The organism is Lysobacter yangpyeongensis (assembly GCF_042655745.1).
Classification (GTDB): Bacteria; Pseudomonadota; Gammaproteobacteria; order Xanthomonadales; family Xanthomonadaceae; genus Agrilutibacter; species Agrilutibacter yangpyeongensis.
The window spans coordinates 1,107,912-1,132,525 of record NZ_JBHSNM010000001.1 but is presented as its reverse complement, the minus strand read 5'-3'; the positions used below and the strand labels follow the sequence as shown (position 1 = coordinate 1,132,525).

Annotated in this window: 21 protein-coding genes and 1 tRNA gene; 6 read left to right on the top strand and 16 right to left on the bottom strand. The window is 64.4% G+C overall.

The window, feature by feature from the left end:
* Positions 1-95: 95 nt before the first annotated feature.
* From ACFPN1_RS04730 to ACFPN1_RS04655, 16 genes are all read right to left on the bottom strand, one after another.
* A tRNA-Leu gene (locus tag ACFPN1_RS04730) sits at positions 96-182 on the bottom strand.
* A 38-nt stretch (positions 183-220) separates the two neighbouring features.
* Positions 221-673: a DUF2214 family protein gene (locus ACFPN1_RS04725; RefSeq protein ID WP_386753414.1), complete on the bottom strand. Its 453-nt coding sequence runs from the start codon at positions 671-673 to the stop codon at positions 221-223.
* 88 nt (positions 674-761) lie between these two features.
* On the bottom strand, positions 762-1,373 hold the full coding sequence (locus ACFPN1_RS04720) for a cysteine dioxygenase family protein (protein WP_386753413.1): 612 nt from the start codon (positions 1,371-1,373) through the stop codon (positions 762-764).
* A 133-nt stretch (positions 1,374-1,506) separates the two neighbouring features.
* Positions 1,507-2,619 carry a homoserine O-acetyltransferase MetX gene (metX, locus tag ACFPN1_RS04715; protein WP_386753412.1) on the bottom strand — a complete coding sequence of 371 codons (1,113 nt, stop codon included), beginning with the start codon at positions 2,617-2,619 and terminating at the stop codon, positions 1,507-1,509.
* Between the two features lie 101 nt (positions 2,620-2,720).
* Positions 2,721-3,146 carry an organic hydroperoxide resistance protein gene (locus ACFPN1_RS04710; protein WP_386753411.1) on the bottom strand — a complete coding sequence of 142 codons (426 nt, stop codon included), beginning with the start codon at positions 3,144-3,146 and terminating at the stop codon, positions 2,721-2,723.
* Between the two features lie 127 nt (positions 3,147-3,273).
* Positions 3,274-3,738, bottom strand: a complete 465-nt coding sequence (locus ACFPN1_RS04705) for a MarR family winged helix-turn-helix transcriptional regulator (protein WP_386753410.1) — start codon at positions 3,736-3,738, stop codon at positions 3,274-3,276.
* 738 nt (positions 3,739-4,476) lie between these two features.
* On the bottom strand, positions 4,477-5,478 hold the full coding sequence (locus ACFPN1_RS04700) for a tetratricopeptide repeat protein (protein WP_386753409.1): 1,002 nt from the start codon (positions 5,476-5,478) through the stop codon (positions 4,477-4,479).
* 1 nt (position 5,479) lies between these two features.
* The gene (locus ACFPN1_RS04695; RefSeq protein ID WP_386754041.1) at positions 5,480-5,911 is read right to left on the bottom strand and encodes a cytochrome c-type biogenesis protein; all 432 of its coding nucleotides are present in this window, start codon (positions 5,909-5,911) and stop codon (positions 5,480-5,482) included.
* Between the two features lie 32 nt (positions 5,912-5,943).
* Positions 5,944-6,483, bottom strand: a complete 540-nt coding sequence (locus ACFPN1_RS04690; protein WP_386754040.1) for a DsbE family thiol:disulfide interchange protein — start codon at positions 6,481-6,483, stop codon at positions 5,944-5,946.
* 14 nt (positions 6,484-6,497) lie between these two features.
* Positions 6,498-8,450: a heme lyase CcmF/NrfE family subunit gene (locus ACFPN1_RS04685; RefSeq protein ID WP_386753407.1), complete on the bottom strand. Its 1,953-nt coding sequence runs from the start codon at positions 8,448-8,450 to the stop codon at positions 6,498-6,500.
* Between the two features lie 3 nt (positions 8,451-8,453).
* Positions 8,454-8,936, bottom strand: coding sequence for a cytochrome c maturation protein CcmE (gene ccmE / locus ACFPN1_RS04680; protein ID WP_386753405.1), 483 nt, complete (start codon positions 8,934-8,936; stop codon positions 8,454-8,456).
* The gene (ccmD, locus tag ACFPN1_RS04675; protein ID WP_386753403.1) at positions 8,933-9,097 is read right to left on the bottom strand and encodes a heme exporter protein CcmD; all 165 of its coding nucleotides are present in this window, start codon (positions 9,095-9,097) and stop codon (positions 8,933-8,935) included. The genes ccmE and ccmD overlap by 4 nt, the downstream gene beginning before the upstream one ends.
* Positions 9,094-9,852 carry a heme ABC transporter permease gene (locus tag ACFPN1_RS04670; protein ID WP_386753401.1) on the bottom strand — a complete coding sequence of 253 codons (759 nt, stop codon included), beginning with the start codon at positions 9,850-9,852 and terminating at the stop codon, positions 9,094-9,096. The genes ccmD and ACFPN1_RS04670 overlap by 4 nt, the downstream gene beginning before the upstream one ends.
* A gap of 99 nt (positions 9,853-9,951) precedes the next feature.
* Positions 9,952-10,644: a heme exporter protein CcmB gene (gene ccmB, locus ACFPN1_RS04665; protein WP_386753399.1), complete on the bottom strand. Its 693-nt coding sequence runs from the start codon at positions 10,642-10,644 to the stop codon at positions 9,952-9,954.
* A gap of 100 nt (positions 10,645-10,744) precedes the next feature.
* Complete coding sequence (gene ccmA / locus ACFPN1_RS04660) at positions 10,745-11,431, bottom strand: heme ABC exporter ATP-binding protein CcmA (RefSeq protein WP_386754039.1); 687 nt, start codon at positions 11,429-11,431, stop codon at positions 10,745-10,747.
* 72 nt (positions 11,432-11,503) lie between these two features.
* Complete coding sequence (locus tag ACFPN1_RS04655; RefSeq protein WP_386753398.1) at positions 11,504-12,031, bottom strand: DUF3293 domain-containing protein; 528 nt, start codon at positions 12,029-12,031, stop codon at positions 11,504-11,506.
* A gap of 99 nt (positions 12,032-12,130) precedes the next feature.
* Between ACFPN1_RS04655 and ACFPN1_RS04650 the strand changes: the two genes are divergently transcribed.
* From ACFPN1_RS04650 to ACFPN1_RS04625, 6 genes are all read left to right on the top strand, one after another.
* Positions 12,131-13,279 (top strand): pyridoxal phosphate-dependent aminotransferase, encoded by a 1,149-nt coding sequence (locus ACFPN1_RS04650; protein ID WP_386753397.1) that lies wholly within the window; start codon positions 12,131-12,133, stop codon positions 13,277-13,279.
* Between the two features lie 352 nt (positions 13,280-13,631).
* The gene (locus ACFPN1_RS04645; protein ID WP_386753396.1) at positions 13,632-14,102 is read left to right on the top strand and encodes a hypothetical protein; all 471 of its coding nucleotides are present in this window, start codon (positions 13,632-13,634) and stop codon (positions 14,100-14,102) included.
* A 1,091-nt stretch (positions 14,103-15,193) separates the two neighbouring features.
* Positions 15,194-15,340 (top strand): hypothetical protein, encoded by a 147-nt coding sequence (locus ACFPN1_RS04640; RefSeq protein WP_386753395.1) that lies wholly within the window; start codon positions 15,194-15,196, stop codon positions 15,338-15,340.
* Between the two features lie 70 nt (positions 15,341-15,410).
* Entirely contained in the window at positions 15,411-16,070 is a 660-nt protein-coding gene (locus tag ACFPN1_RS04635) for a hypothetical protein (RefSeq protein WP_386753394.1), read from the top strand.
* Between the two features lie 563 nt (positions 16,071-16,633).
* Positions 16,634-23,659: a SpvB/TcaC N-terminal domain-containing protein gene (locus ACFPN1_RS04630; RefSeq protein ID WP_386754038.1), complete on the top strand. Its 7,026-nt coding sequence runs from the start codon at positions 16,634-16,636 to the stop codon at positions 23,657-23,659.
* On the top strand, positions 23,656-24,072 hold the full coding sequence (locus ACFPN1_RS04625) for an SEL1-like repeat protein (protein ID WP_386753393.1): 417 nt from the start codon (positions 23,656-23,658) through the stop codon (positions 24,070-24,072). The genes ACFPN1_RS04630 and ACFPN1_RS04625 overlap by 4 nt, the downstream gene beginning before the upstream one ends.
* Positions 24,073-24,614 lie beyond the last annotated feature (542 nt).

The following is a 24,614-nucleotide window of genomic DNA, read 5'->3' as shown; positions in this document are numbered from 1 at the left end:
CACCCGAGGGTCAAACCTCGAAGACTGGGCCTTCTCTATGTCCGGCGGTCGCAGACACGACGAGGGCCGCATTGCGCGGCCCTGCGGGTTCAGTCTGGTGCCGGAAGTGGGACTCGAACCCACACGCTTTTAAGGGCGGCGGATTTTGAGTCCGCTGCGTCTACCGATTCCGCCATTCCGGCGCGGCCGCGCAGTATAGCCGAGCGGGGCGGGATTGGCTTCAGAAGCCGCCGTAGCGCGCCATCATCGCGGCGAACACCAGGATCGCCGCCACCAGCAGCAGTTCGAAGCGGACGATGCGCGACATCGCGACGACTTCGCGCGCCTCCGGCACGAAGGCGGGATCCGCTGCCAGGGCCTTGCGCCAGCGCAGGAACCGGATCGTCGGCAGGATCGACAGCAGCCCTACCAGCACGAAACAGCCCAGCTTGGCGTGGAACCACGGGTTGTGCAGGTAGAAGTCATAGCCCTTCACGCCGTGGAAGACGCGTAGCAGGCCGACGGCGAGAATCAGGCCGGCGCTCAGGCCGTAGCCGGAATCCAGGCGGGCGAGGCGCTGCACCACGGCACCATCGATGCGCCCGCGCAGCAGGACCGACTCGGCCACCAGCATGGCGATCAGGGCGAAGAAGAGCAGGTGGTGCAGGGAGGCGAGCAGCAGGTCCTTCAGCATGGAAATCCTCCGCGCCGCGACCGCGGCGTCGACGCATTCGATGTCGGGGCATGCAGAAAAATGCCGGGCCAGGCCCGGCATCGCAAGCTCACTGGGTTTCGTCGGTACAGAGCGTCTTGTCCTGGCGCACGAACCATTCGCCCTCGCGCGGGACGAACATCGAACAGCACTCCATCGGCGCCTTGTAGATGTGCAGCGAGATCGCGACGTTGCGATCGCTGGCATTGCGGATGGTGTGGTACTCGTGCGGCGGGATCAGGCTGCCCGCGCTGCCCGGGCCGGCATGCATGCCGCCCGCGGCACGGAAATGGAAACGCTCGCCGTCGCGTTCGAGCAGTTCGTACTGGACGATTTCCAGCTCGCCGTCCCAGACGCCTTCCACGCACCACAGCCCGGAATGATCGTGCACCGGCGTGCCCTGGCCCGGGCCCCAGGTCATGGCCACGACGCTGTAGCCGTGCTTCGGACTGCGATACAGCTCGCGGCGTGCGTAGTGGTCCTGGATGGGATCGTGCACGCACGCCGGGAGTTCGACGTCACGGTCGCGGATCATGCGGCACAGCGCGTTGCGCAGGGCCGCGGTGACTTCGTGTTCGTCGCCACGGGCGACGGCGGCGTCGATGGCGGCGACCAGCTTGTCGTGGCCGGGAAAGTCGCAGTCCGGCAGCGCGGCCGGCTCATGGTCATGGGTTATGTCCATATGACCGATTCTATCGCGGCTGGTGGTTTGGCTGGCCACGACGAGAGGTGGGGTGCGGACGCCGGGTGCGGAAGGGACTGCTGGCGGCCGATGGCGGGCTGAAAGCCGCCCTACAGCCATTCCTACACCCGCCCTACAGGCTGTCGAGGAAGTCGCGGACGGCGGGGCCGAAGCGGGCGATGTCGACCAGGAAGGCGTCGTGGCCCTGTGGCGACTCCAGCGGCAGGAAATGCGCATCGGCACCGCCGGCGCGCAGGCCGTCGGCGATTTCCTGCTGCTGCTGGAGAGGGAACAGGATGTCGGTGTGCACGCCGATCGCCAGTGCCTTCTCGACGCGGATGGCAGCCAGTCCGGCCATGACATCGCCACCGGCGTATTCGCCGAGGTCGAACCAGTCCATAGAGCGGCTGAGGTAGAGGTAGCAGTTGGGGTCGTAGCGGCGCACGAAACGGCGCGCATGCCCTTCCAGGTAGCTTTCGACCTGGAATTCGAGGCCGAACGGCTCTTCGTCGGGCCGGTCGGATTCCAGGCGCACGCGACCGAAGCGTCCATCCCATTCCAGCGCCGAGCGGTAGGTGATCACGCCCAGCTTGCGCGCCATGCGCATGCCCGATTCGGGATAGTGCTCGTCGGTGTAGTTGCCGTGGTTCCACTCCGGATCGAGGCGGATGGCTTCGCGCTGCAGCGAGCGGATCGCGATCGAGAACGGCAACGCGCGCGCGGCGCCGGAAATGTTGATGTGGGCGCGGGCAATGCCCGGGTGTGCGCGCAACAGGGCCAGCGCGGTCATGCCGCCCATCGAATTGCCGATCACGCAGGCGAGGCGCTCGATGCCGAGCGAGCGCACCACGTGCGCGGCGGCATTGGCGCCATCCTCGACCGACAGGTCGGGAAACGAGAGGCGGTAGAGGTCGCCCGTCGCCGGATCGATCGACGCCGGTCCGGTCGAACCCTTGCAGCTGCCGAGCGAATTCACGCAGATCACGAACCAGCGGTCGCTGTCGATTGGCTTGCCGGGGCCGACCATCGGCTCCCACCAGCCGGCTTCGGGATTTGCGTCGTTGGCCGCGGCATGCGCATCGGGCGAGAGCCCGGTGACGATGAGCACCGCGTTGTCGCGGGCGGCATTGAGCTCACCCCAGGTTTCGTAGGCAATGCGCGCGCCGCGCAGTTCGCCGCCGCGTTTCATTGCAAAGGGGGAGGGCAGGTCGACGTAGCGCGTGCCGACTGGGATGAATTCGGTCATGGGCCCAAGTTTAGCAATCGCCTTCGCTCCGGCCGCGCTGGCCCGGCAACGCAGGGCGACGTCGCATGGAACGGCGGGCGTTCCATGCGACGCGTGGCGCATCAGGCGACCTTGAGGGTGACGTCGATGTTGCCGCGGGTGGCGTTGGAGTATGGGCAGACCTGGTGCGCCTTGGCGACGAGATCCTCGGCGGTTTCGCGCGCCACGCCCGGGATCGAGACCTGCAGCTCGGCCTGGATACCGAAGGCATTGCCCACCGGGCCGATGCCCACGTGGCTGGTGATCGAGGTGTCGGCCGGCAACGCGACCTTCTCGCGCGCGGCGACGACCTTCAGCGCGCCGATGAAGCAGGCCGAATAGCCCGCCGCGAACAGCTGTTCCGGATTGGTGCCGGGGCCGCCGGCGCCGCCGAGCTCGCGCGGCGTGGAGAGCTGGATGTCCAGCGCCTTGTCGGAGGAGACGGCGCGGCCTTCGCGACCGCCGGTGGCAGTGGAAGTGGCGGTGTAGAGGACTTTGTCGAGTGTCATGGTTGCAGTTCCCTTGTGTGCGGCGGAAGGGGGATCGGCCGCCGCGTTCCGATTGAAGTGTTGGCTATTTAATAGCGCGCTATATAAATGATGTGATGTCGCTGCGGGCGAGGGCGGATTGCGTGCCTCAGTCCGCGGCGTTGGCGTGGAGGTTGTCGCGCAGTCCTTCGAGCTGCGCCTTGAGCGTCACCAGCTGCTCCTTCGCGAGTCCGGCCGCGCAGAAGATCCCCTCGGGGACCGCGGCCGCTTTTGCCCGCAGCGCCTTGCCGGCGCGGCTGAGGTGGATGACCACCTGGCGTTCGTCCTCCGGCGAACGTGCGCGGGTCAGCAGGCCGGCGGCCTCCAGGCGCTTGAGCAGGGGGGTCAGCGTGGCCGAGTCGAGGAACAGGCGCTCGCCGATCGCCGACACCGTGAGTCCGTCGTTTTCCCAGAGCACCAGCATCACCAGGTACTGGGGATAGGTGAGGTCGAGCCCGGTCAGCAGCTGGCGGTAGACCTTCGTCATCGCCAGCGAGGTGGAATACAGCGCGAAGCACAGCTGGTTGTCCAGCTTCAGGGCGCGGGCGGCTTTGGTGTCGGGCTTGGTGGCCATGGGTGCGCAAATTACATAGCGTGCTATGTAATTGCAAGCTATGAATTGTGGGCGTGGGCGGAGCGCTGTGAGGCGGGCGGTGAGGCGGTTTATGCCGAAGCAGACAGAAGCAAAAGCAAAAGCGCTCGCTGCGCTCGCCCCCTCACCCGCCCGTTGGGCACCCTCTCCCCGCGATGCGGGGAGAGGGACGTAAAAGCAGCCTGCGAAAAGAGAGGGAGCTTCGTGACACTCTTCTCCCCGCTTGCGGGGAGAAGAGGCCCGAGGAGCCTGCCTCCGAATGCTTTAATCGGGGCATATGAAGGGGAGCGAGCGCAGGGAGCTGCTCTTCCGCTCGCCGGGAGTGCGGGAAAGAGAGGGGCGTCATGACTCTCTTCTCCCCGCTTGCGGGGAGAAGATGAAGAGGGGCGTCATGATCCTCTTCTCCCCGCTTGCGGGGAGAAGATGAAGAGGGGCGTCATGATCCTCTTCTCCCCGCTTGCGGGGAGAAGATGCCCGGAGGGCAGATGAGGGGGCGAGCGCAGCGAGCTGCTCTTCCGCTCGCCGGGAGCGCGGGAAAGAGAGGGGCGTCATGACTCTCTTCTCCCCGCTTGCGGGGAGAAGATGCCCGAAGGGCAGATGAGGGGGCGAGCGCAGCGAGCTGCTCTTCCGTCGGCATCAACCCAGTCAAAAAGCAAAAACACTTCCGCGGATCCGCACTCCTTGCGCGACGCAGAGGATGGGTGAGAACCGCAAGCAGACTTACCGAACGACGCGATCAACCCGCAGCGTATAAACCGCGCCCGCCTGCGCCTTAGCCGCCTGCGTGGCCGATTCGAAGTCCCCCGCCGCCCGATTCGCCGTGCCCTGACGCGACACGCGGGCGACAATCTCGACCTCGCCCGCTTGCGACAGCTTCATCGTCGGCATCGGACTGTCGCCGTCGCCGAGTTCCACCGTCACCGGAAAACCACTGGCCGGCACGCGCTTCACCGCCACCGGCATCGGCGCGCCGCCCGCCTGGCGCGCGATGACAAACAGGGCGTCGTTGCTGCGCAACTGCTGCTGCAAGGCCGGATCGAGTTCGACGGTGACGCGAAGCAGTGCCTGCGTCTTCGCAGCGGCGGGCGCGGCCAGCGGTGCCAGGCCCGCTTCCGTGCGCGCGGCATTGATCTGCACGCGAAGGCTGTCGGCCGTGACCCCATCGACGATGCCCAGCAACGGTTTCCAGGTCTTCGCCGCTTCCGCCGGCTGGTTCGCCTGCCGCTGCGCGATGCCCAGGAACCAGCGCGCGCGCTGGTGCATCGGCGCCTTTTCCAGCGCATGGCGAAGCAGGGCGACGGCTTCGTCGTCGAAGCGACGCGTGGGATCGGCGAGGGCGCGCGCTTCGGCCGCTTCCGCGAGCACGTCCGGTTCGTCCGGGGCGAATTTCACCGCCTGCATGAAGGCGTCGCGGGCCTCCTTCGCGAGACCCTGCTGGGCCTGCGCGCGCGCAAGCAGGCGCCAGCCTTCGGGCTGGTTCGGATTGCGCTGCAGTTCGTCCCGCAGCTGCGCGACAGCATCGGCCAGCGTATCGGGCGCGCGACGCTGCACGGGATCGAGCGCGCGCGGCGTGCCGACGAGTACGTAGAGCAGGCCGGCGACGATCGCGACGCTCGCGCCCATCGCCGCCGTCGCGCCGCGATTGCCGCGCCACAGCGGCCGCAGCACGAATCCCAGCACCAGCACGGCCAGCGCGGCCGCGGCGATCACGAATCCGGTCACATCACCACTCCTGGTCGTCGTCGGCGGGCGCGGCGTTGTCCGCGGTGCGCCGGCGCACGATGCCCGCCACCACCAATCCACCCGCCAGCAGCACCAGCGCCGGTCCGAGCCACAGCAGCCACGTGCGGGATTCGACCTGCGGGCGGTACAGCACGAACTCGCCGTAGCGCGCGACGAGGAAGTCCTTGATCTCGCGATCCGACTTGCCCTGGCGCATCAGTTCCAGCACCTCGCGGCGCAGGTCGCGGGCGATCTGCGCGTTGGAATCGGCCAGCGACTGGTTCTGGCACATCACGCAGCGCAGTTCGGACGTCAGCGCGTGGAAACGCGACTCTTCGGCGGTGCTGGTGAACTGCAGCGGCGCTTCCGGTCTGGCCGGCTGCGCGCCGACCAGCGATGGTGCGAGCGCGAGGCACAGCGCCATCGCGAACATCGCGCGACGAACACGCGGGAACAGATCCGCCCTCATCGCCCGTGTCCGATTTCGTCCAGCTTCGGCAGCAGTTGCGCCGCGATGACCTCGTCGGTCAACGGACCCACGTACTTCCAGCGCACCACGCCCTTGCCGTCCACCAGGAAGGTTTCCGGCGCGCCGTAGATGCCCCAGTCGATCGCGGTCTTGCCTTCGCGGTCGGCGACGACGATCCAGTACGGATTGCCGAAGCGTTCCAGCCACGCCAGCGCATCGGCGTGCTCGTCGTTCCAGTTGAAGCCGACCACGCGCACGCGCTTGGTTTCGGCGAAGCGCGTCAGCACCGGATGTTCGTCGCGGCAGGCCGGGCACCAGCTGCCCCACACGTTGAGCAGGTAGGGTTCGCCTTCGAGATCCCTGGTACCGAACAGGCGGCCGGCCTCGTGCAGCACCGGCAGCGCGAACGCCGGCGCGGGCTTGCCGATCAGCGGTGAGGGCAGTGCCTCGCGATTCGGATTGCGGCTCATCCACACGCCCGCGGCGAGCAGCGCGCCCAGCGCCGCAACGATCAGCAGGGGCATCCAGCGCGACATCGGCTTGCGTTCGCTCACGCGGCATTCTCCGCAGGTTGGCCGGCGCCCGTGCGGCGCGCTTCGTTGCGCGCGAAGCGACGATCCGTCGCCGTCACCAGGCCGCCGAGCATCATCAGGATCGCGCCGCCCCAGATCCAGCGCACGAAGGGTTTCACGTGCACGCGCAGCGCCCACGTGCCGCCGCCGAGTGGTTCGCCCATGGCGACGTAGAGGTCGCGGGTGAAACCGGGATCGATCGCCGCCTCGGTCATCACCTGTCCGCCGCTGGCGTAGGCGCGCTTTTCCGGATGCAGCACCGCGACCTGCCGGTCGTCATGGAATACGGTGACCGTGCCGCGATCGCCAACGTAGTTCGGACCCTGATAACGCTCGTTGCCGTCGAAGCGGAACGCGTAACGGCCCAGTTCCACGCTCTGGCCCTGCGCCACGGCGACCTCGCGCTGCTGACTCAGGCCTTCGGTGAGCAGGGCGCCGATGACGAACACGGCGATGCCGGCGTGCGCCAGCGTCATGCCGAGCATTTCCGCGGTGAACTGCCGGCCGGACTGGGCGAATCGCGACCACACGAAACGCAGCGTGCCCACTGCGATCCACGCCGAAGCCAGGATGCCCGCCGGTACCTTCCACGACGACTGCGGCATCAGGAAATACGCGGCCATGCCGGCGAGCAGCGCCAGCCCGGCCCAGGGCAGCAGCATCGCCAGCGGCTTGGAGGGCTGTTCCCGCTGCCAGCGCGTCAGCGGCCCGAACGGGATCAGCAGCACCACCGGCGTCATCAGCGGAATGAACATCAGGGCGAACCACGGCGAGCCAACCGAGATCTTTCCGAGGTCCAGGGCGTCGAACAGCAGCGGCGCGAGCGTGCCCAGCAGCACCGTGGCGCACGCCGTCGTCAGCAGCAGGTTGTTGACCAGCAGCAGCGTCTCGCGCGATGCCAGCGCAAACGGTGCGCCGTCGTCGTCGGACGGTGCGCGCAGCGCGTACAGCACCAGCGATCCGCCGATCACGATGCCCAGGAAGATGAGGATGAAGACGCCGCGCGCCGGATCCGCGGCGAAGGCGTGCACCGACGTCAGCACGCCCGAACGCACCAGGAATGTCCCCAGCAGCGACAGCGAGAACGTCGCGATCGCCAGCAGCAGCGTCCAGCCGCGGAAGCTGCCGCGCTTCTCGGTCACCGCCTGCGAATGCAGCAGCGCCGCACCGGCCAGCCACGGCATGAACGAGGCGTTCTCGACCGGGTCCCAGAACCACCAGCCGCCCCAGCCCAGTTCGTAATACGCCCACCACGAACCCAGCGCGATGCCGAGCGTCAGGAACGCCCACGCGATGTTGGTCCATGGCCGCGTCCAGCGCAGCCAGCGTGCATCGATACGGCCATCGAGCAGCGCCGCGATCGCGAACGCGAACGGCACCGAGAAGCCGACGTAACCCAGATAGAGCATCGGCGGATGGATGATCATCCCCGGATCCTGCAGCAACGGATTGAGGTCGCGGCCTTCGGCGACGGCCGGCAGCAGGCGCTCGAACGGATTGCTGGTGAAGATCAGGAAGGCGAGGAACCCGAACGCGACCAGCCCCATCACGCCGAGCACGCGCGCAATGACTTCCGCCGGCAATCGCTGTGAGAAGCGTGCCACTGCCGCGGTCCAGACCGACAGGATCAGCGCCCACAGCAGCAGCGAACCCTCGTGCGAGCCCCACACCGCCGTGTAGCGGTACACCATCGGCAACAGCGAGTTGCTGTTGATCGCGACGTACCTGATCGAGAAGTCCTGGCTGACGAAGCCGTAGGTCAGCACGCCGAACGCGAGCGCCACCAGCGCGAACTGCGAGTACGCTGCCGGCCGCGCCACCGCCATCCACGTATTGAGTCCACGCTGGGCGCCGACCAGCGGCAGGATCGACTGCAGCGCCGCGACCAGCAGCGCCAGGACGAGCGCGAATTGACCGAGTTCGGGCAGCACGGGTTAGTTCGCTTCCGCTTCGGGCATTGCGGCGGCGCCGTCTGCCGCCTTGACGTCGTGCTTGCGGTGCGCCGCGCCCATCTTGTCCGCCACTTCCTTCGGCATGTAGGTCTCGTCGTGCTTGGCGAGCACCTGCTCGGCGACGAAGTGGTCGCCCTGCATGCGGCCGGTGGCGATCACCGCCTGCTTCTCGCGGAACAGGTCGGGAAGGATGCCGGTGTAGACCACGGGCATTTCCGCATCTCCGTCGGTCACGCGGAAGTGCGCCTCCAGCGAACCCTGCGCGCGCTCGAACGAATGGGCCGCGACCATGCCGCCGAGACGGAAGCGCGCATTCGCGCCGGTCTCGCCGCGCAGCACTTCGCTCGGCGTGTAGAGATAGGTGATGTTGCGCTGGATCGCGTAGGTGATCATCGCGGCGGCGATGCCTGCGGCGGCGACCAGCGCGCCGATCCAGAGCAGGCGGTTGCGGCGAATGGGGTTCATCGGCTCAGTTCGTTCTTCATGGTGCGGGCCGCCTCGCGTGCGGCGCGCTGGCGCGCATTGCGCAAATGGCGACGGATCTGCAGGCGCGTGGCGACGAAGTCCCAGCCCAGCACGATCACGAATACCGCATAGGCGGCGATCAGGTAATTGACGTAGGTCATGCGCGCGGCTCCGCGGCGTTGGCGGCCTGCGCGACCCAGGCCTTGCCGGCCTCGCGGCGCAGGTTGTCGGCGCGCGCGCGGGCGAGCAGGGCGCCGATGAACCACAGCTTGGTCCCGACGATCATCAGGATCAGCGGCGGAATCATGCTGCTGTCCATCGTCGACTCGCCCATCAGGCGGATCGTCTGCCCTTGATGCAGCGAGTTCCACCACACCACCGAGTAGCGGATCACCGGCAGCAGTGCCACGCCGACGATGGCGAGGAAGCCCGCCGCGCGCGCCGCGGCGCGGCGATCGTCGATGGCGTTGTACAGGCCGATCACGCCCAGGTACATGAAGAGCAGGATCAGCTCGGTGGTCAGGCGCGGATCCCAGTCCCACCACGTGCCCCACATCGGCTTGCCCCAGATCGAACCGGTCAGCAGCGTGATCAGCGTGAACGCGGCGCCGATCGGCGCGCAGGCCATCGCGAGGATCTCGCACAGCTTGATCCGCCACACCTGTGCGGTCACCGCGTACACCGCCATCAGCGCATACACGGCCATGCTCATCCAAGCGCTGGGCACGTGGATGTAGAGGATGCGGAAGCTGTCGCCCTGCTGGTAATCGGCCGGCGTGTGGAACAGGCCCCAGTACATGCCCGCCACCATCACCAGCAGGCCCAGGCCGTAGCCCCAGGGCGCCCAGCGCGCGGCGAACCGGTCGAAGTACGGCGGCGAGCCAAGTTGGTGGAACCAGCGGACGATGGGATTCATGCGTTCACGTCCTTCCTGCCGGGCGGGAAGGTGAAGATGGACGGGGCGTGTGGGACGAGTCGATTTGGAACGAGTCCATTTGGAGCGCGGCGGGACTCATCAGTTCAATGCGATCCGGATTGCGGCGGCCGCGGCCAGCGGTGCCAGCACCAGCGCCAGGACAAGTCCGGCCCCCAGCATCAGCAGCGCGCCGGCGACATCCAGGCCCTGCGCCGCCTGCACCACGCTGCCTGCGCCGAACACCAGCACCGGCACGTAAAGCGGCAGCGCCAGCAGGGCGACAAGTATACCGGAGCGCCGCATCCCGACCGTCAGCGCGGCGACCACCGCACCGAGCAGACTCAGCAAAGGCGTGCCCAGCGCGAGCGAGGCCAGCAGCACGCCCAGCTGCGCGTGCGGGAGGTGCAGCAATTCGGCCAGCAGCGGCGCGGCCACCAGCAGCGGCAGCGCCGTCGTCGCCCAGTGCATGAATGTGCGCACCAGCACCAGCCACGCCAGCGGCACCGGCGCCAGCATCCACTGCTCGAGCGATCCATCCTCGGCGTCGCCGCGGAACAGCGAGTCCAGCGCCAGCAACCCCGCCAGCAGCGAGGCCAGCCACAGGACGGCGCCGGCCGACTTCGCCAGCGTCGCGCGATCGTTGCCCAGCGCCAGCGCGAACAGCGTCACCACCAGCAGCGCGAACAGCGCCGGTTGCAGCGCATCGCCACGCCGGCGCCACAGCAGGCGCAGGTCGCGCAGCAACAGCGCGCGGGCGGAGGCGAGCAGGCCGGTGGTCGGAGCGGCCGTCATGGGGCTCGTTTCCGCGATAGCGGGAAGGGGGAAGAGGGAAGAGGGAACGAGAGCCCCCCGCGAACGGAAATTGCGGGGCGCAGGGAAGCCTCGCTGACGATCATGCGTCGTTCCCCATTCCCACTTCCCCATTTCCGCCTTTCGCCTTCCGCATCACCAGCATCCGCGTCCGCACCGGCGGCGCCGCATACGCTCCGTGCGTCGTCACCAGCGTCGCCCCGCCGTCCTGCAGGTGCGCCTGCACCATGCGGTTGACCAGTTCGATGCCGTCCAGGTCGAGATTCGCGTACGGCTCGTCCAGCAGCCACAGCGGCGCCGGCGACAGCCACAGGCGCGCCAGCGACAGCCGCTTCTTCTGGCCGGCCGAGAGCTGCCGCGCCAAGGCGTCCTCGTAGCCGGCCAGCCCGACCATCGCCATCGCCTGCTCCAGCGTCAACCCGGCACGGCGGCCGTGCAGGCCGCAGAGGAAGGCCAGGTTCTCCAGCGCGCTCAGATCCGCCTTCAACGCCGGCAGGTGCCCGAGGTAAGCGATCGCGTGCGACCGCTGGTACGGATCGGCGACGCGGCCTTCGATCAGCACCTCGCCCTCGTCCAGCTTCAGCAGCCCGGCCAGCACACGCAGCAGGGTGGTCTTGCCCGCGCCGTTGTCGCCCTGGACCAGCAATGCCTCGTTGGCGTCGACCACGAAATCCAGCGGCCCGAACACCGGCTCGTCGTTGCGCGAGAAGCGCAGGCCGCGGGCCTCCAGCAGCGGGGGCAGGGCAGTCTTGGGGGGCGTGCTGTCCAGGAGGGCGACCGGCAGGAGCGGCCACGGCCGCGAAGCGGCAATTTTATGCGATCGGCCCCGGCCGCGACCCCGCTAGGTGGCAACCCAGTCGATCACGGCGCTGTCGGGCGCCTTCGGTGGCCGCGGCATCAGCATCCGCAGCCGCACCGGCTGGCCGAACTCCCACGCCAGCACGCCGGCCTGGCCGAACTCGCGCCCCAGCATGTCCAGCAGCGACGCCTCGACATCGCCCACCAGCCACCCGGCCTCGCGCCAGGTGCCGGCCTGGCCCCAGGCATGCGCCGGTTGCCGCTTCAGGCCCATGGCGTCGAGCCGGGCCACCAGCATCGCGTTCGCGCTTTCGTTGGCGGCATCCGAATGCGGCACCGAGGCCGGATTCCACGCCGTGATGAAGCCGTACCGGGCCAGCGGCCAGTAGGCCTCCACGTCCACGGCCCGCTGGCCGACCTGCATCGCCAGCGCATCGCCGTCCAGCACCACGGCGTAGTTCGCCCGGGTGTAGGCGGAGGCCAGCTCCACCGCATCGACGATCTGCAACTGGCGCATGCCGGCAGTCTTGCTGCTTTCCCGGTCCGGTGCATCCATTACGCGCGGGTCCATGATGAGCGTCCTCCCCTGGCTCCAGCCCGTTTGTCATTAGGACGCAAGGGGGGCATTCCTTACACTCCGGAGTTTCACCCAGACGCCCCGCCGAGCCAAATGACCCCGGAAACCAAGCTGCCCAAGGTCGGCACGACCATTTTCACCGTGATGTCGCAGCTGGCGATGGAGCACGGCGCCGTCAACCTGGGCCAGGGCTTCCCCGATTTCGACGTCCCCGAGCGCCTGGTCCAGGCCCTGGACCGCGCGATGCGCGAGGGCCGCAACCAGTACGCCCCCATGACCGGCATCCCGGCCCTGCGCCAGGCCATCGCCGCCAAGACCGAGCGCTGCTACGGCCACCGCCCCGACGCCGACGCCGAGATCACCGTCACCTCCGGCGCCTCCGAGGCCATCTTCGACGCCGTCCTGGCCGTGGTCGGCCCGGGCGACGAGGTCATCGTCCTCGACCCCTGCTACGACTGCTACGAGCCCGCCATCGACCTGGCCGGCGGCCGTGCCGTGCACGTGCCGCTGGACCCGCACAGCTTCGCCCCCAACTGGTCGCGCATCCGCGCCGCGGTCACGCCGAAGACCCGCCTGCTGATGATCAACACGCCGCACAACCCGTCCGGCGCGATGTTCGGCGAGGACGACATCGCCCGGCTCACCGCGCTGCTGCGGGACACCGGCATCTACCTGCTGTCGGACGAGGTCTACGAGCACATCATCTTCGACGGTCGCCGCCACGAATCCGTGCTGCGCTATCCCGAGCTGCGCCAGCGCGCCTTCGTCGTCTCCAGCTTCGGCAAGACCTACCACTGCACCGGCTGGAAGGTCGGCTACTGCGTCGCGCCGCCCGCGCTGTCGGCGGAATTCCGCAAGGTGCACCAGTACAACACCTTCTGCACCTTCACCCCGGCGCAATTCGCCTTCGCCGAAATGATCGAGGCCGAGCCCGCGCACTACGAGCAGCTCGGCGCCTTCTACCAGGCCAAGCGCGACCGCTTCCGCGCGCAACTGCTCACCACGAAGCTCAAGCCGCTGCCCGTGCCGGGCGGCTATTTCCAGCTGGTCGACTACTCCGATGTGAGCGATCTCGACGACATCGCCTTCTGCCGCTGGCTCACCATCGAGAAGGGTGTCACCGCCATTCCGCTCTCGCCGTTCTACGAAACCGCCCCCCAGGGACAGCGCCTGGCGCGGCTGTGCTTTGCGAAGAATGAGGGGACGTTGGATGCGGCGGTGGAGAGGCTACTGAAACTCTGATCCCTAAGAGTTCGGAGCTCCTTCGAATCGAATAGTTTGCCTTCGAGAGCACCTATTTGGTGCGAACGAACCAATCAGAAGTCTTTGCGTGCTCCTTTTAAGTGCGTCGATGGTGATAATTTCACCCTCGATGCTCCTTTTTTGTCGTCCGCTGAGCATATTTTCACCAACGGAGCAGATCAGAAAGATTCCCAAGCAGTGTTTAGGTCCGGCGAAGCAGAGTAGAACTCAACTGATTCGGAATTTTCCTACCTCGCAAAGAGGTAGTGGCTGACTGTATCGCCTGCATGTTTCAAAGATTCTTGTTTTGCCCGGCAGGAACTAGGGCACCACTTCAAACAAGGATCGCTGTATGGCTAAGAACCAATTCACGTTCAACATGACCGAAGGTCAGCTGGCAGAAACCACGCAGGCATTGGATGCGCTTGAATCCACCCTTTCCGAACTTATTGGGCTGGATAACGCGGCGCGCCGGAGCCTGACAAAAATGGGCCAAGGCTCGGAAGTCTTTTGCCGCAGGGCATTGTCTGGACTTCAGTTGAACCCCCAGATTGTTCCACCGAGCCTCGACGTCGCAGTGGCGATCAGCAAGCTGGAAGCCTTGGAGCGGCTTCTTCCGGTAGTCGAGCGTCTGCGCCGGCTCGCGCAGCGCGCAACCGATACGCAGATGGCAGTTGGCAGCGACGTGATGGATGCTGCGCTGGAGGGCTACGGCCTCTTGAAAGTCTCAGGCAAACGCCAGGGACTGGATGCACTTTACAGAGACTTGGCCGCTCGTTGGGCCAAGCCGCGGCGAGATTCCGAGGCAGCAGTCGACGCTTAACTTCTGACTCACTCACAAGGCCAGGGCTTAACTGGCCTTTGTTTCCCATAGGAGCTCTCATGAAACTTGTGAGCTTGGATGCATCGACTGATGCAGATGACCTTGGTGGACAAGTTGTTAAAGGCAGCACTGGCTGGAGATCCGGAGGCAGCTGCATTTTTGCAGATGTTTGCGCCTTGGGTTGCAAGGACACACGGACAGCCCTTTTATTTCAATCGGGGATGATGTGAGTCAGGTGTATCCGGCGATCGAGCCGTGGCGAATCGCCGGGAGAGTTGCGTCGGGCAGGTTGCCTTAGGGAAACGGCCTCTGATCCAGTTCTCTCGCCATCGGCTTGATCAACGGTCGGACTAGCTCGCCCTAGCCCTCAGGGAAACGCCTCTGCCCCAGTTCCACTGACTAATTGTCTGTGGAAGTCGGGGCGGTCCACTCTGCCCCCCTTCCTTCTTCGGTGCGTCGCCTGTTCGCCTGGTGTTGGTGTCGGAGTAGTTGAGGTGGCCCGTTCGGGGGCGGGAGATTTCGAAATGGCTGATCTATCGATGCCCTCTCGAATTTTTTGCAGAAACGGCAGCCTTGAAACCGAGGCATCCGTCCCCAACGACAGGAGTCGGGGAGAAATGCAAGCGCGGGTCCCGATGCCAGCAGGCGCCACGCAACCATAGGTTACGGGGTGGGGGCGGCTTATTCACAAGCTTGCCCACAATATATAGGGCTGTCTCAGTCCGTGAGACGCCATATTTTGTGGTGCTAGAATTGCTAATGCGCCTGAACCGGGTATACTTAGTACGCAGCGTTCCAAAAAACAAACGCCCCGCATTGCGAGTGCGGGGCGCTTGACAACAACAACAACAACAACAGCTACAAGGAGGTGGATCCAAACCAAATCGATGGGATAAGCCCAACGGGTCGGTGGACCCCTTCGTCAGCTGCTGGTCCTAGCAGACGCGGAAGTATAGGCGCAGCCCTATGCATTTCGCAAAGCAACACGAAGGTCTTTCCACCCCGGTCTCCCACCTACTCGGCGCGGCTTACGCCTCGCTGGGGAACCCGTTGGCACTTACATCCAAAAGCCAACTACAGACGGTGAAACCATGACTGTGAAGAAGACCACTCAATACCGCAGCGCCAAGACGGGCGAGTTCGTGCCCCGTCAGTTCGCTGAGCGCAATCCTTCGACTACGGTGAAGGAACGCAACGTTGTTCATAAGCCGTCGCCGACGAAGTCGCGCGGGAAATGAGGAACCGAAGGGGCGGCCATGAGGTCGCCCCTTCTTTCATTCGTACGTTGCTAGAGGAAAAACAAGAACCATGAGTGCGATTGCGAAGTTCATCCCCCATGTCGCTCACCCCCGCTTGTCCGTCCCGACCGCTGCTCGATTCTTGCGTCTACCTGCGATCGATCAATGGCGGATCCTGCATGAGCAGAAGTACCCGAAGCAGGCTCCGCATGTATTCAAGCAGCAGTTCTACGGTGTCGCTCGGAGTGGTATCCGCCAGCTGATCGAGGAGGGCCTGCCCGGTTTGATCGATGCACGTGCGGCGGCGGAAGCAATCCCCAAATTGCCGAAGCGGGAGCACACCCTGCGGGTAATCGAAAGCTTCGCGGCGTCGGACCATATGGCCCGCGGTCTGAGGGTTGGGGTTAACAAGCAGTATCAGCTCGACGTGGGCGGGCTGGAACTCAGGCTGTCTCCTGATCTGTTCGCTTACGAAGGTAACGAGGAACGCTTCATCTACTTCAACTACAAGGCCAAGCAGTACGACGCCGAGGCCGCGAAGATGACGTTGGAAATTGCCCACTGGCTGCTGGAGGAGGTCGGATTTAAGGTCGAGCCGCGGCAGGTGGAGTTCATCGATCTGTTCACCGGGACGCTTCACAAGATCAGTCGGCGGCGCAGCAAGACCATCAAGCTGCTCAGCGAGAATGCCAAGTTGATCCAGCGGATGTGGCCCGCGATCGATCCCTGACAAATGAGTTGCGCCCCAAGCGGACTCGGGGCGCTGCTTTTGTCCAAAGAATGTGCGTATCCACGGCATTGAACCGCGCCAGCCTTGCGATAATCTGCTCCAGCCCCCCAGCTGTGTCGGAAAGGCTCGACCGTAGAAGTCACCCTGAAATCAGGGGATAGGCTCGCCACTGCGTACGTGTGGGGCGGATTGGCATTGGTTGAGCTTCAGGGTCACCCCGGATCTTTTCAGGCCGAGTTCGCGCGGCCGACCAGCAGCTCCGCGGAGTTGTAAGCTCGAAAGTCCCCCATCGTTGAGTGGCGGAAAAGCGCATCTTGCGCGGGGCGACGCCGGCGATGTAATAGATTCTTGGGGCATCAATCTGCTCGGTCGGATGCGCGACCCATTTCATCAGGGAAGTAGTCGTCTGAGCAGATGACTGGAACATTTTGCGCTCAGTGGGCGCGGCTAGGGGATCTATGCAGACCTTTTCGACTGGTTCGTTGCCGGATGGATCGCGCTCACCTGATGGAGGACAAGAGCAGCGCCAAGTCCCTGTTCGCCTGAAGCGGCTTCGCTTGGGGATGCTGCTGGGACTACTGATAGTCGGAGCTGCCGCCATCGCGCAGCAGGCCATGGACGCCGACGGGAGCTGGCTGGATGAGGTAGAGCAGGGAATCCTCCAGACCGACGCAGGGGTATCCGCGGCGTCATTTTCCGGCGTGCCTGATCAGGCGCCCGTCAGCCTCGCAGGAACGCTGCCAACGCACGATGCCAGTGTCGGAAGGATCGCAGGGGATGGCGGCGTATCCGGCGGCGCGGCAACCTACACAATTCCGATCGTGATCCCCCCGGGGCGACGCGGCGTCCAACCCGACCTTGCACTGTCGTACAACAGCCGCTCCGGCAATGGCATTGCCGGCATGGGCTGGTCGCTCTCGGGGCTCTCGTCCATCGGCAGATGCCCCTCGACGCTGGAGCAGGATGGTCAGGTTCAAGCGGTCGACCTGAGCAACAGCGACAAGCTCTGCCTGGATGGCCAGCGTCTCGTACTGACCAGCGGTACCTATGGACAAGCGGGAGCGATATACGCGACCGAAATCGAGTCCTTCTCGCGCATCAAGCAGATTTCGGGCGCGATCAGTTCTGCGTCGACCTACTTCCAGGTCGAAACCAAGTCAGGCGACATCCTGTATTACGGCGGCAACTCTACGGCGTCGTCGACGGCACGCGTCATTCCCGGCGGCGCATCGGCACCGATGAACTGGATGCTGGAGCGCCGGCTGGACCGTACGGGCAACATGATGCGCTACGCCTACACCAGCTACGGCAACGGCGAGAACCTGTTGAGCTCGGTCGCATACACGGGGTTCAATACCTCGGACGGCGACCGGAAGGTGGAGTTCACCTACGAGACCCGCCCGGCTACTGGCACCGATCAGACCTCGTCTTACATCGCAGGCGGGCTTCTGCGCCAAAGCCAGCGTCTGACCAGAGTCACGACCAAGGTGGGTGCCCAGGCAGTGCGCGAGTATCGCCTCGCTTACATCACCAGTGCCGCATCCAGCCGCAGCCTGCTGGCATCCGTGACCGAGTGTGCCTACGTCTCGACAACGGCCTCGTGCCGACGCCCCACGGTGTTCACGTGGCAGCAGCGGACGCCGACATTTGCCTTCAAGCCGATGAGTTTCGAGGCTGGAGCCTCGCCGCTGGTTCCTGGGCGGATCACCAGCATGAAGCAGGGCGGCGACTTCAACGGAGACGGTACCGCGGACTATGTGGTCACACAGAGAAACACGAGTGGCGCGATAGAAACGTATCTTGCGACGTTCACACCGGGGCGCACGGTGCGGGCGGCCATGTTGATGTCGACCGGATCTATAGCGGACTACGAGCGGAATGTCGATTTCGATCTGGACGGTCGGGCGGATGTGCTCGGCTGGGATGCCAGTGGCAATCTGCAGGTCCGCTTCTGGCATGGACCGATCGACGCCACGACAGCTGCAGCGGCGTTCACGGACACCTGGGCTACGGGGATCAATCTTCCTGTAAGTGGAGCAAACGCGGCGGAGGTTTCATTCGCTGGCGATATGGACGCCGACGGCCGCGCAGACATTCTGGTCACGCGCAATACACCCGCCGGGCCCACCAGTTGCAAGATCTCGATCGAGTTCTACAAGAACACGCCAAGTGGAGCGGGAGGAACGAGTCCATCCACGTTCCCGCTGACCACGACGTACTGCCTGGCGCAAACAGGGGTGTTCGGTTTTCCGGCGTTCCCGGTCTACGAGTCGCTGCACGGGGTTCGGGACTTCAATGGCGATGGGCTGATGGATCTTCTGATCTACACCATGCCACCCACGAACGACCTCAAATCCAACCCGGCGCGCGTCGCTTATGGGCAGCGCACCAGCACGCTGTCCTTCAGCGACCGGGCTTACGCGACATTGTTTCCTGCAAGCGATCCCATCCAGCCCATGGAGGCTGACGGCTGGACGTACTCCATGTGGACCGACGTCAATGGCGACGGTCTGGACGATCTGCTGTGGGGCAAGGCCGGTGCGGGCGGATATTGGACGCTGCGCTTCAACACCGGCACGGGCCTGGGCGCTCGCGTGGTGTTCAACACGAACGTTGGCATCGAGCACTGCGCGGGCGAGGGCGACAGCCAACCCGACTGGGCGGGGCGCACCTACTGCGCCAAGAGCGGCTATGCGCCCTGGCATTCTGCCCAGATCACCTTTGCCGATACCGACGGCGACGGGCGCAGCGAGATCCTGATTCCTCGCCAGTTCGCCCAGCAATCCTGCGTGCCCGTGTATGCCGATCCCAACCAGTGCGGAGATCCGCTTCGCGCCAACAGCCTGCTGGACACGAGCGACAGCGAGACGCCGGAACGGATGGAAGCGCTAAGCGGCCCTATCGAGTGCCAGGAGGTGCGCTATATGTGCGCCGAGAACCCGTTGACGGGCAACACGGGCCTCGGCGCGGGTTTCATCACCTATGACAATGGGGATTCGGCCCGCGCATACGGCATGTACAACAACGGCTACGGGCGCTTCGACCAGAGTCAGTACTACATGGACGCTCTGCGCGTGCGCGAGACCGGCGCGGGTACGTACACCTTGTCGCAGGTTTCAACCGGCCTCATCGGGGGCGGTGGTCGTCCGGGCGAAGACATGTACGGCGATGGGTTGACGGACGTCATCGTGACGCCCGGCTGCGGCATGACCCGCTTCTACGAATGTGCTGGCCCCGTTGCTGACAGTAACGGTACCCCGTATCCGCCCTCGCAAGTGCCGCAGCAGTATCCGGGCGGGTACTCCTTCTATGTGCCGAAGCTGTACCTCAACGAGAACCTGGGCGCATCTGCGAGCCTCAACCCGGATGGCAGGACGCCACAGCTGCCGGACATGCTGGGGATGGTGACCGATGGGCTCGGAGCGCAGACGTCCTGGACCTACTATCCCCTGGGAAGCAAGGCCGGACGCGTCGCTGGCGAAACGCCCCTCTACACGGTGCCGGCCGGCACCTCCGGTCGATACATCGACGACCGGCACTACTACTTCACGTCTTCGATGCCGGTCGTCGCGGAAATGACTCGGTCGGACGGGATAGGCGACTACCGGTCGTGGAGATACGGCTATTCCGAGGCGATCTACCACGCGCGCGGCCGCGGCTTCCAGGGATTCAGAACGATCATCGAAGAAGATGAGGGTGCCGGAACACGCACGACGACCACGTTCAACCAGAAATTTCCGCTGACCAGTCAGCCCGATTCGATCATCGTCAGTTCGCTCAAACGGCCGGGCACGGACGGCCTGATCAGCAAGCAGGTGTACCGGTGGCGGTGCAATCGTGCCGATCGGAACGATGCGACGGCATGCGTGCCGCCCTCGGGAACGGCGACGGTCAAGTTCCCGTACCTGGCGATGCAGGAGACATGGTCGTACGACGCAGCCATGGCCGATGACCCCGGTGCTGGCGTGCCGGTGCAGTTGTCGTACAAGAGCGAAGTGGCCGCCGATGACGCCTCCTGCAATGGTGCCCTCGCGACCGCGTCGGCCTACGATGCCTACGGCAACCTGACCGCGAGCAGCACGGTGGTCACGGATGGAACCGGAACCGGTGGCTATCGCAGCTTCGTGGCGGCGCAGCGCACCTGCATCCGAACCACCTTTGCCGCAGCGGATACCACGAACTGGTGGCTGGACAAGATAAGCAGCCGTACCGTCACCAGCACCGTTGCCTACAACGCGACCAACCATCCGCTGCCCGCAGGCGTCGCCAATCCGACCCAGACCGTGGTGACCCAGTACACCTGGAATGCGAATCGAACCCCTGCAACCGAGACAGTGCAGCCGGGGGTGGCCAATCAGCAGCGCGTCACCACCTATGGTTACCCGAGCCCGAGTTATGGATTGCCTGGCAGTGTGACGGTCAATGCTTCCGGCGATGCCAATGGCAATCGCGTCACAACGACCAGCTACAGTTCGGACGGCTATTTCCCACAAACGGTCACCAACCCGTTGGGGCATGCCGCTACGGTGACAGCACGCAAGGAGGACGGTCAGCCCAGTCTGATCACCGACGCCAACGGGCTTCGTACCATCACCACGTACGACGCGTTCGGCTTTGCGACCAAAGTGCAGTACCGCGGAGTCACCGACGGTGAATATGTTGCGCCCGACAAACTGGCCAGCCTGAGTTGGTGCGGTTCGTGCCTTGCCCCGGGGAAGTACCGACGCGTAACCGTGCAGGACGGCAGCTCGTCGGAATTTGTCTACTTCGACCTGCTGGGGCGGTCGGTGGGCAGCGCACGGGCGTTGGCTGATGCGACCTGGTCTTATCAGGCAATCCATTACGACGCGGCCGGCCATGTTTCAGCGCAATCGGAGCCTTTCCGATCCAATCAGGCCACCATCGAGTGGACGCTGTTCACGGACTATGACGTTCTCGGACGCCTCAAGGAAAAGGTGGTTCCACAGGGGAATGCGGATGGCCGCGGCGACCGTGTCACGAGTTATACCTACACTGGCCGCACCACAGGAATCCAGGTCTGTGGCAGCCAGGACCCGGACACGAGCAAGTGCCTCAATCTCTCGCGCACAACCGACAGCCTCGGACGCTATGTCGAAACCGTGGATGCCAATGGGGGAGTGACCAAGTTCTGGTACGACGGCAATGGCAACAGCCTGGCCCTCAAGGATGCCAAGGGCAGTGTGATCAGCGCGGCTTACAACGCGCTGGGCCAGCGCACTTCGGCCAATGATCCGAACCAAGGGGTCTGGTCGTTCGCGTACGACGCACTCGGAGAGGTGCTCAGCCAGACCGACGCCAGAGGCATCGTGTCCAGCATGCAGTACGACAAGCTGGGCCGGCCGACGCAGTCGTCGGCAAGCTACGCCTATGACGACATTGCCGGTACCGACACGATTACCGACACCTGGACATACGACCCAGCGTACGGGAAAGGCAAGGAGGCCACCCGGACCCGCACGTTGAACACGACGACCGTACTGCGTCAGGTGACGACGACCTACGACCTGTTGTCGCGTCCGGCAGCGGTGCAGTACGACCAGATCGGCGTGGCCACACCCATTGTTCAGGAGACGGCCTACGACATGTACTACGGTCGTCCAAAGGCGCAGAGCTTCGGCAACGGCGAGGCGGTGTGGCTCCGTTATTCGAGCTTCGGTCACCTGACCCGCGAAAGCGACGCCAACGGCACGAATACCGACTACCGGGTGGTCAACACCGTCGACGCGCGCGGCAATCCCACCCAGGAAACCCTGGCGGGCGGCAATGTCTCGGCGGTCCGGGGCTACCAGGCCGAAACGGGACAACCAACCCGAATTACCTACAGCAAGGTCGGCGGGGCCGAGTTGCGGCGTCTGGATTACAAGTACGACGTCTTCGGCAACCTGAGCGAGCAAGCGCTCAACACGAACCAGACCGTGGAGGACTACAGCTACGACGTCCTGCATCGGCTGACCGAGGCCACGCGCGTCGGGGCAGCTTCGGGTACGGTCGACTACGCCTATGACGCGGTCGGCAATTTCACGTCCAAGTCCGACTTCAGCAGCACTGCCGCCAATGCCTATACGTATACCGGCGGTACTTGCGGAGGTGGTCCCAACGCCGTGAAGAGCGTGGCGCTGAAGACGGGCGGCTCGCGCACGTACTGCTACGACGCCAACGGCAACCTCACGTCCGACAGTGCCGGCCTTGCGATCACCTACGACCACACGCAGCGCCCCATCAAGATCGCCCGCGGGGCGGTGATTTCCCGCTTCGATTACGACAGCACGGGCGAGCGCATCCGCCAGACCGGCATTGAAGGCATCCAGTACTACCCGGGGATCGAGCGTCGCTTTGGTGCCGGAACGGTCGACAAGACCTACGCGGGCACCGCCGCCGTGGTCACCACCAGCGGAGCCACACGCAGCGTGCAGTACCTGTTGACCGATCGGCTGGGAAGCGTCGATGCAATTGCTGACGCCAGCGGCAACCTCGTGGAGACCCGCGGCTACGACGCCTTCGGCAAGCCACGCACCGGGACCTGGGCGGATGCAACCCGGCTGGCGTCCACCAGCAACACCCCGCACGGATTCACGGGGCACGAGCACCTCAATCAGCTCGAGCTGATCCACATGAACGGACGGGTGTATGACTACACCCTGGGCCGGTTCACGGGCGTGGACCCGGTGATCCAGTTCCCGCTTAATAGTCAGAGCCTGAATCCGTATAGCTACATTCTGAACAACCCGCTGAGCGCGACAGATCCGACGGGCTACACCAGCACGAAGTGCAGTGAGGTGCCGCTTGGTGGGGCCGGTAGCGGGACTTGCCAGGAAATTGTCGATGATAAAAGAACGACGATTAATTACACAAAGAAGGACGGCGTTCTAACGATCAGTGCATCCGGCGCCGGCGCGAGGGCCTTTGAAAATGCTGCAGCGGCTCTTAGTGGCGCCAGTAAGCAGGGGGGCATTGGCGGAGGGCGCCAAGAGCGCGATAGTCGTGCAGACGCGAAGGGCAGCTCTGCCAATGGAGCTGTCAGTGGCGCTGATGCTCCAGTGCCGCTCTATTCTCAGCCCAGGACATCAGAGCCCCACGAAATCGACTTGGCGTCTGGTGGGTCTCGAGGATTGACCAAAGGCGAGAAGGAAATGGCTAGAAGCGTGTTTGGTGATGACCTTGACTATGACAAGCCAAGAATTTTCCGAAAGAAGGCGTACTTTTTCCAGCCGAATGATCGCGCAATGACTCCAGATGGAAATATCTATTTTCATCCCGATGATCAGGGCTATCACGACGACTTCTCGAACTCGGATATATATAGCCAGCACACGTTTATTCATGAGATGACTCACGTCTGGCAAAACCAGCAAGGCATCAACGTGCGTACGGCAGCCTTTAATAGAAGCTACGACTATTGGCCGCTTCAGTCAGGGAAGAAATTCGGTGATTATGGCCTTGAGCAGCAAGCGCAGATGACCTCTGACTACTTCATGTTGCAGTCGAGTGGTCGAATCTGGACTTCCCTTAAGCCTAGGCCGACGGCGCAAGACTACGAGCAAGTCATACCTTTCAGGTACAAGCCATGAACAAGAAGGTACTTTTTTCGATCATTCTTAGCCTAGCCTCCGTGGGCTGCAGTGCGGGAAGTCCAAAAGATCGTGGCGCTGATGCCGCGAATTCGGGTCGCTATGCCGAAGCCTACAAATTGTGGCTGCCGCTGGCTGAAAATGGAGATTCGGAAGTCCAAGAGTCGGTGGCTCTTCTTCTGATAAGTGATGAAGATCTTGGGGTGGCGCTGCCAAAAGATCAGCGCGAGCGCCTGGCACTTAAGTGGGTTGTTCGTTCGGCCAGAAATGGCAACAAAAGTGCGATGACTTGGTTGGGCCAGGCTATGCAAAACGGTTGGCACGGCCTCCCGGCAAATCCAGTCCAGGCGGCTTGTTGGCTAGCAGCCGGTGAGTCCAAGAGGGCGGCCTCATCCTGTGTCGCGCCAGATTAATCATTAGCGTGCTTTCACCCGTGGAGAAGTGCTGCCGACGCTAGAGGGCGAGCGTCGCAGCTTCGCAGCGGCTGCTACTGGCCGAAATGCGTAGGAGCAACGTCCCTGGATTCCCGCCTTCGCGGGAATGACGAGCAAGAGCAAAAGTCGTGTCGGTGAGTGGCAAGAACTGGCCGGGAGCCGACATCGGGCCACGCTCGCGATCGCCCGGCCCACTGATCAAGTCTGATTGGTTGCGGAGATCAACTTCAGGGAACTGGGTCAGAGACCGTTTCCCTAAGGCGATCGGCCCAACGCAACGCTCACAGCGATACGTTACGGCTCGATCGCCGGATATACCTGCCTCACATCATCGTCCGATTGAAGTACGTAGCCTTCTCGAACTCCGCAATATTCGCGGCAATCCGCGAAACCCGCGGAAACATCCCCGCCAGAACTCGTAGGGCGCAATAACCGAAGGGCATTGCGCCGGCATCCGTCCGGAGCCAACTACGGTGAAGTATCGGGATGCGTCCGAGGGATGAATATCGCTCGGGCGTGTG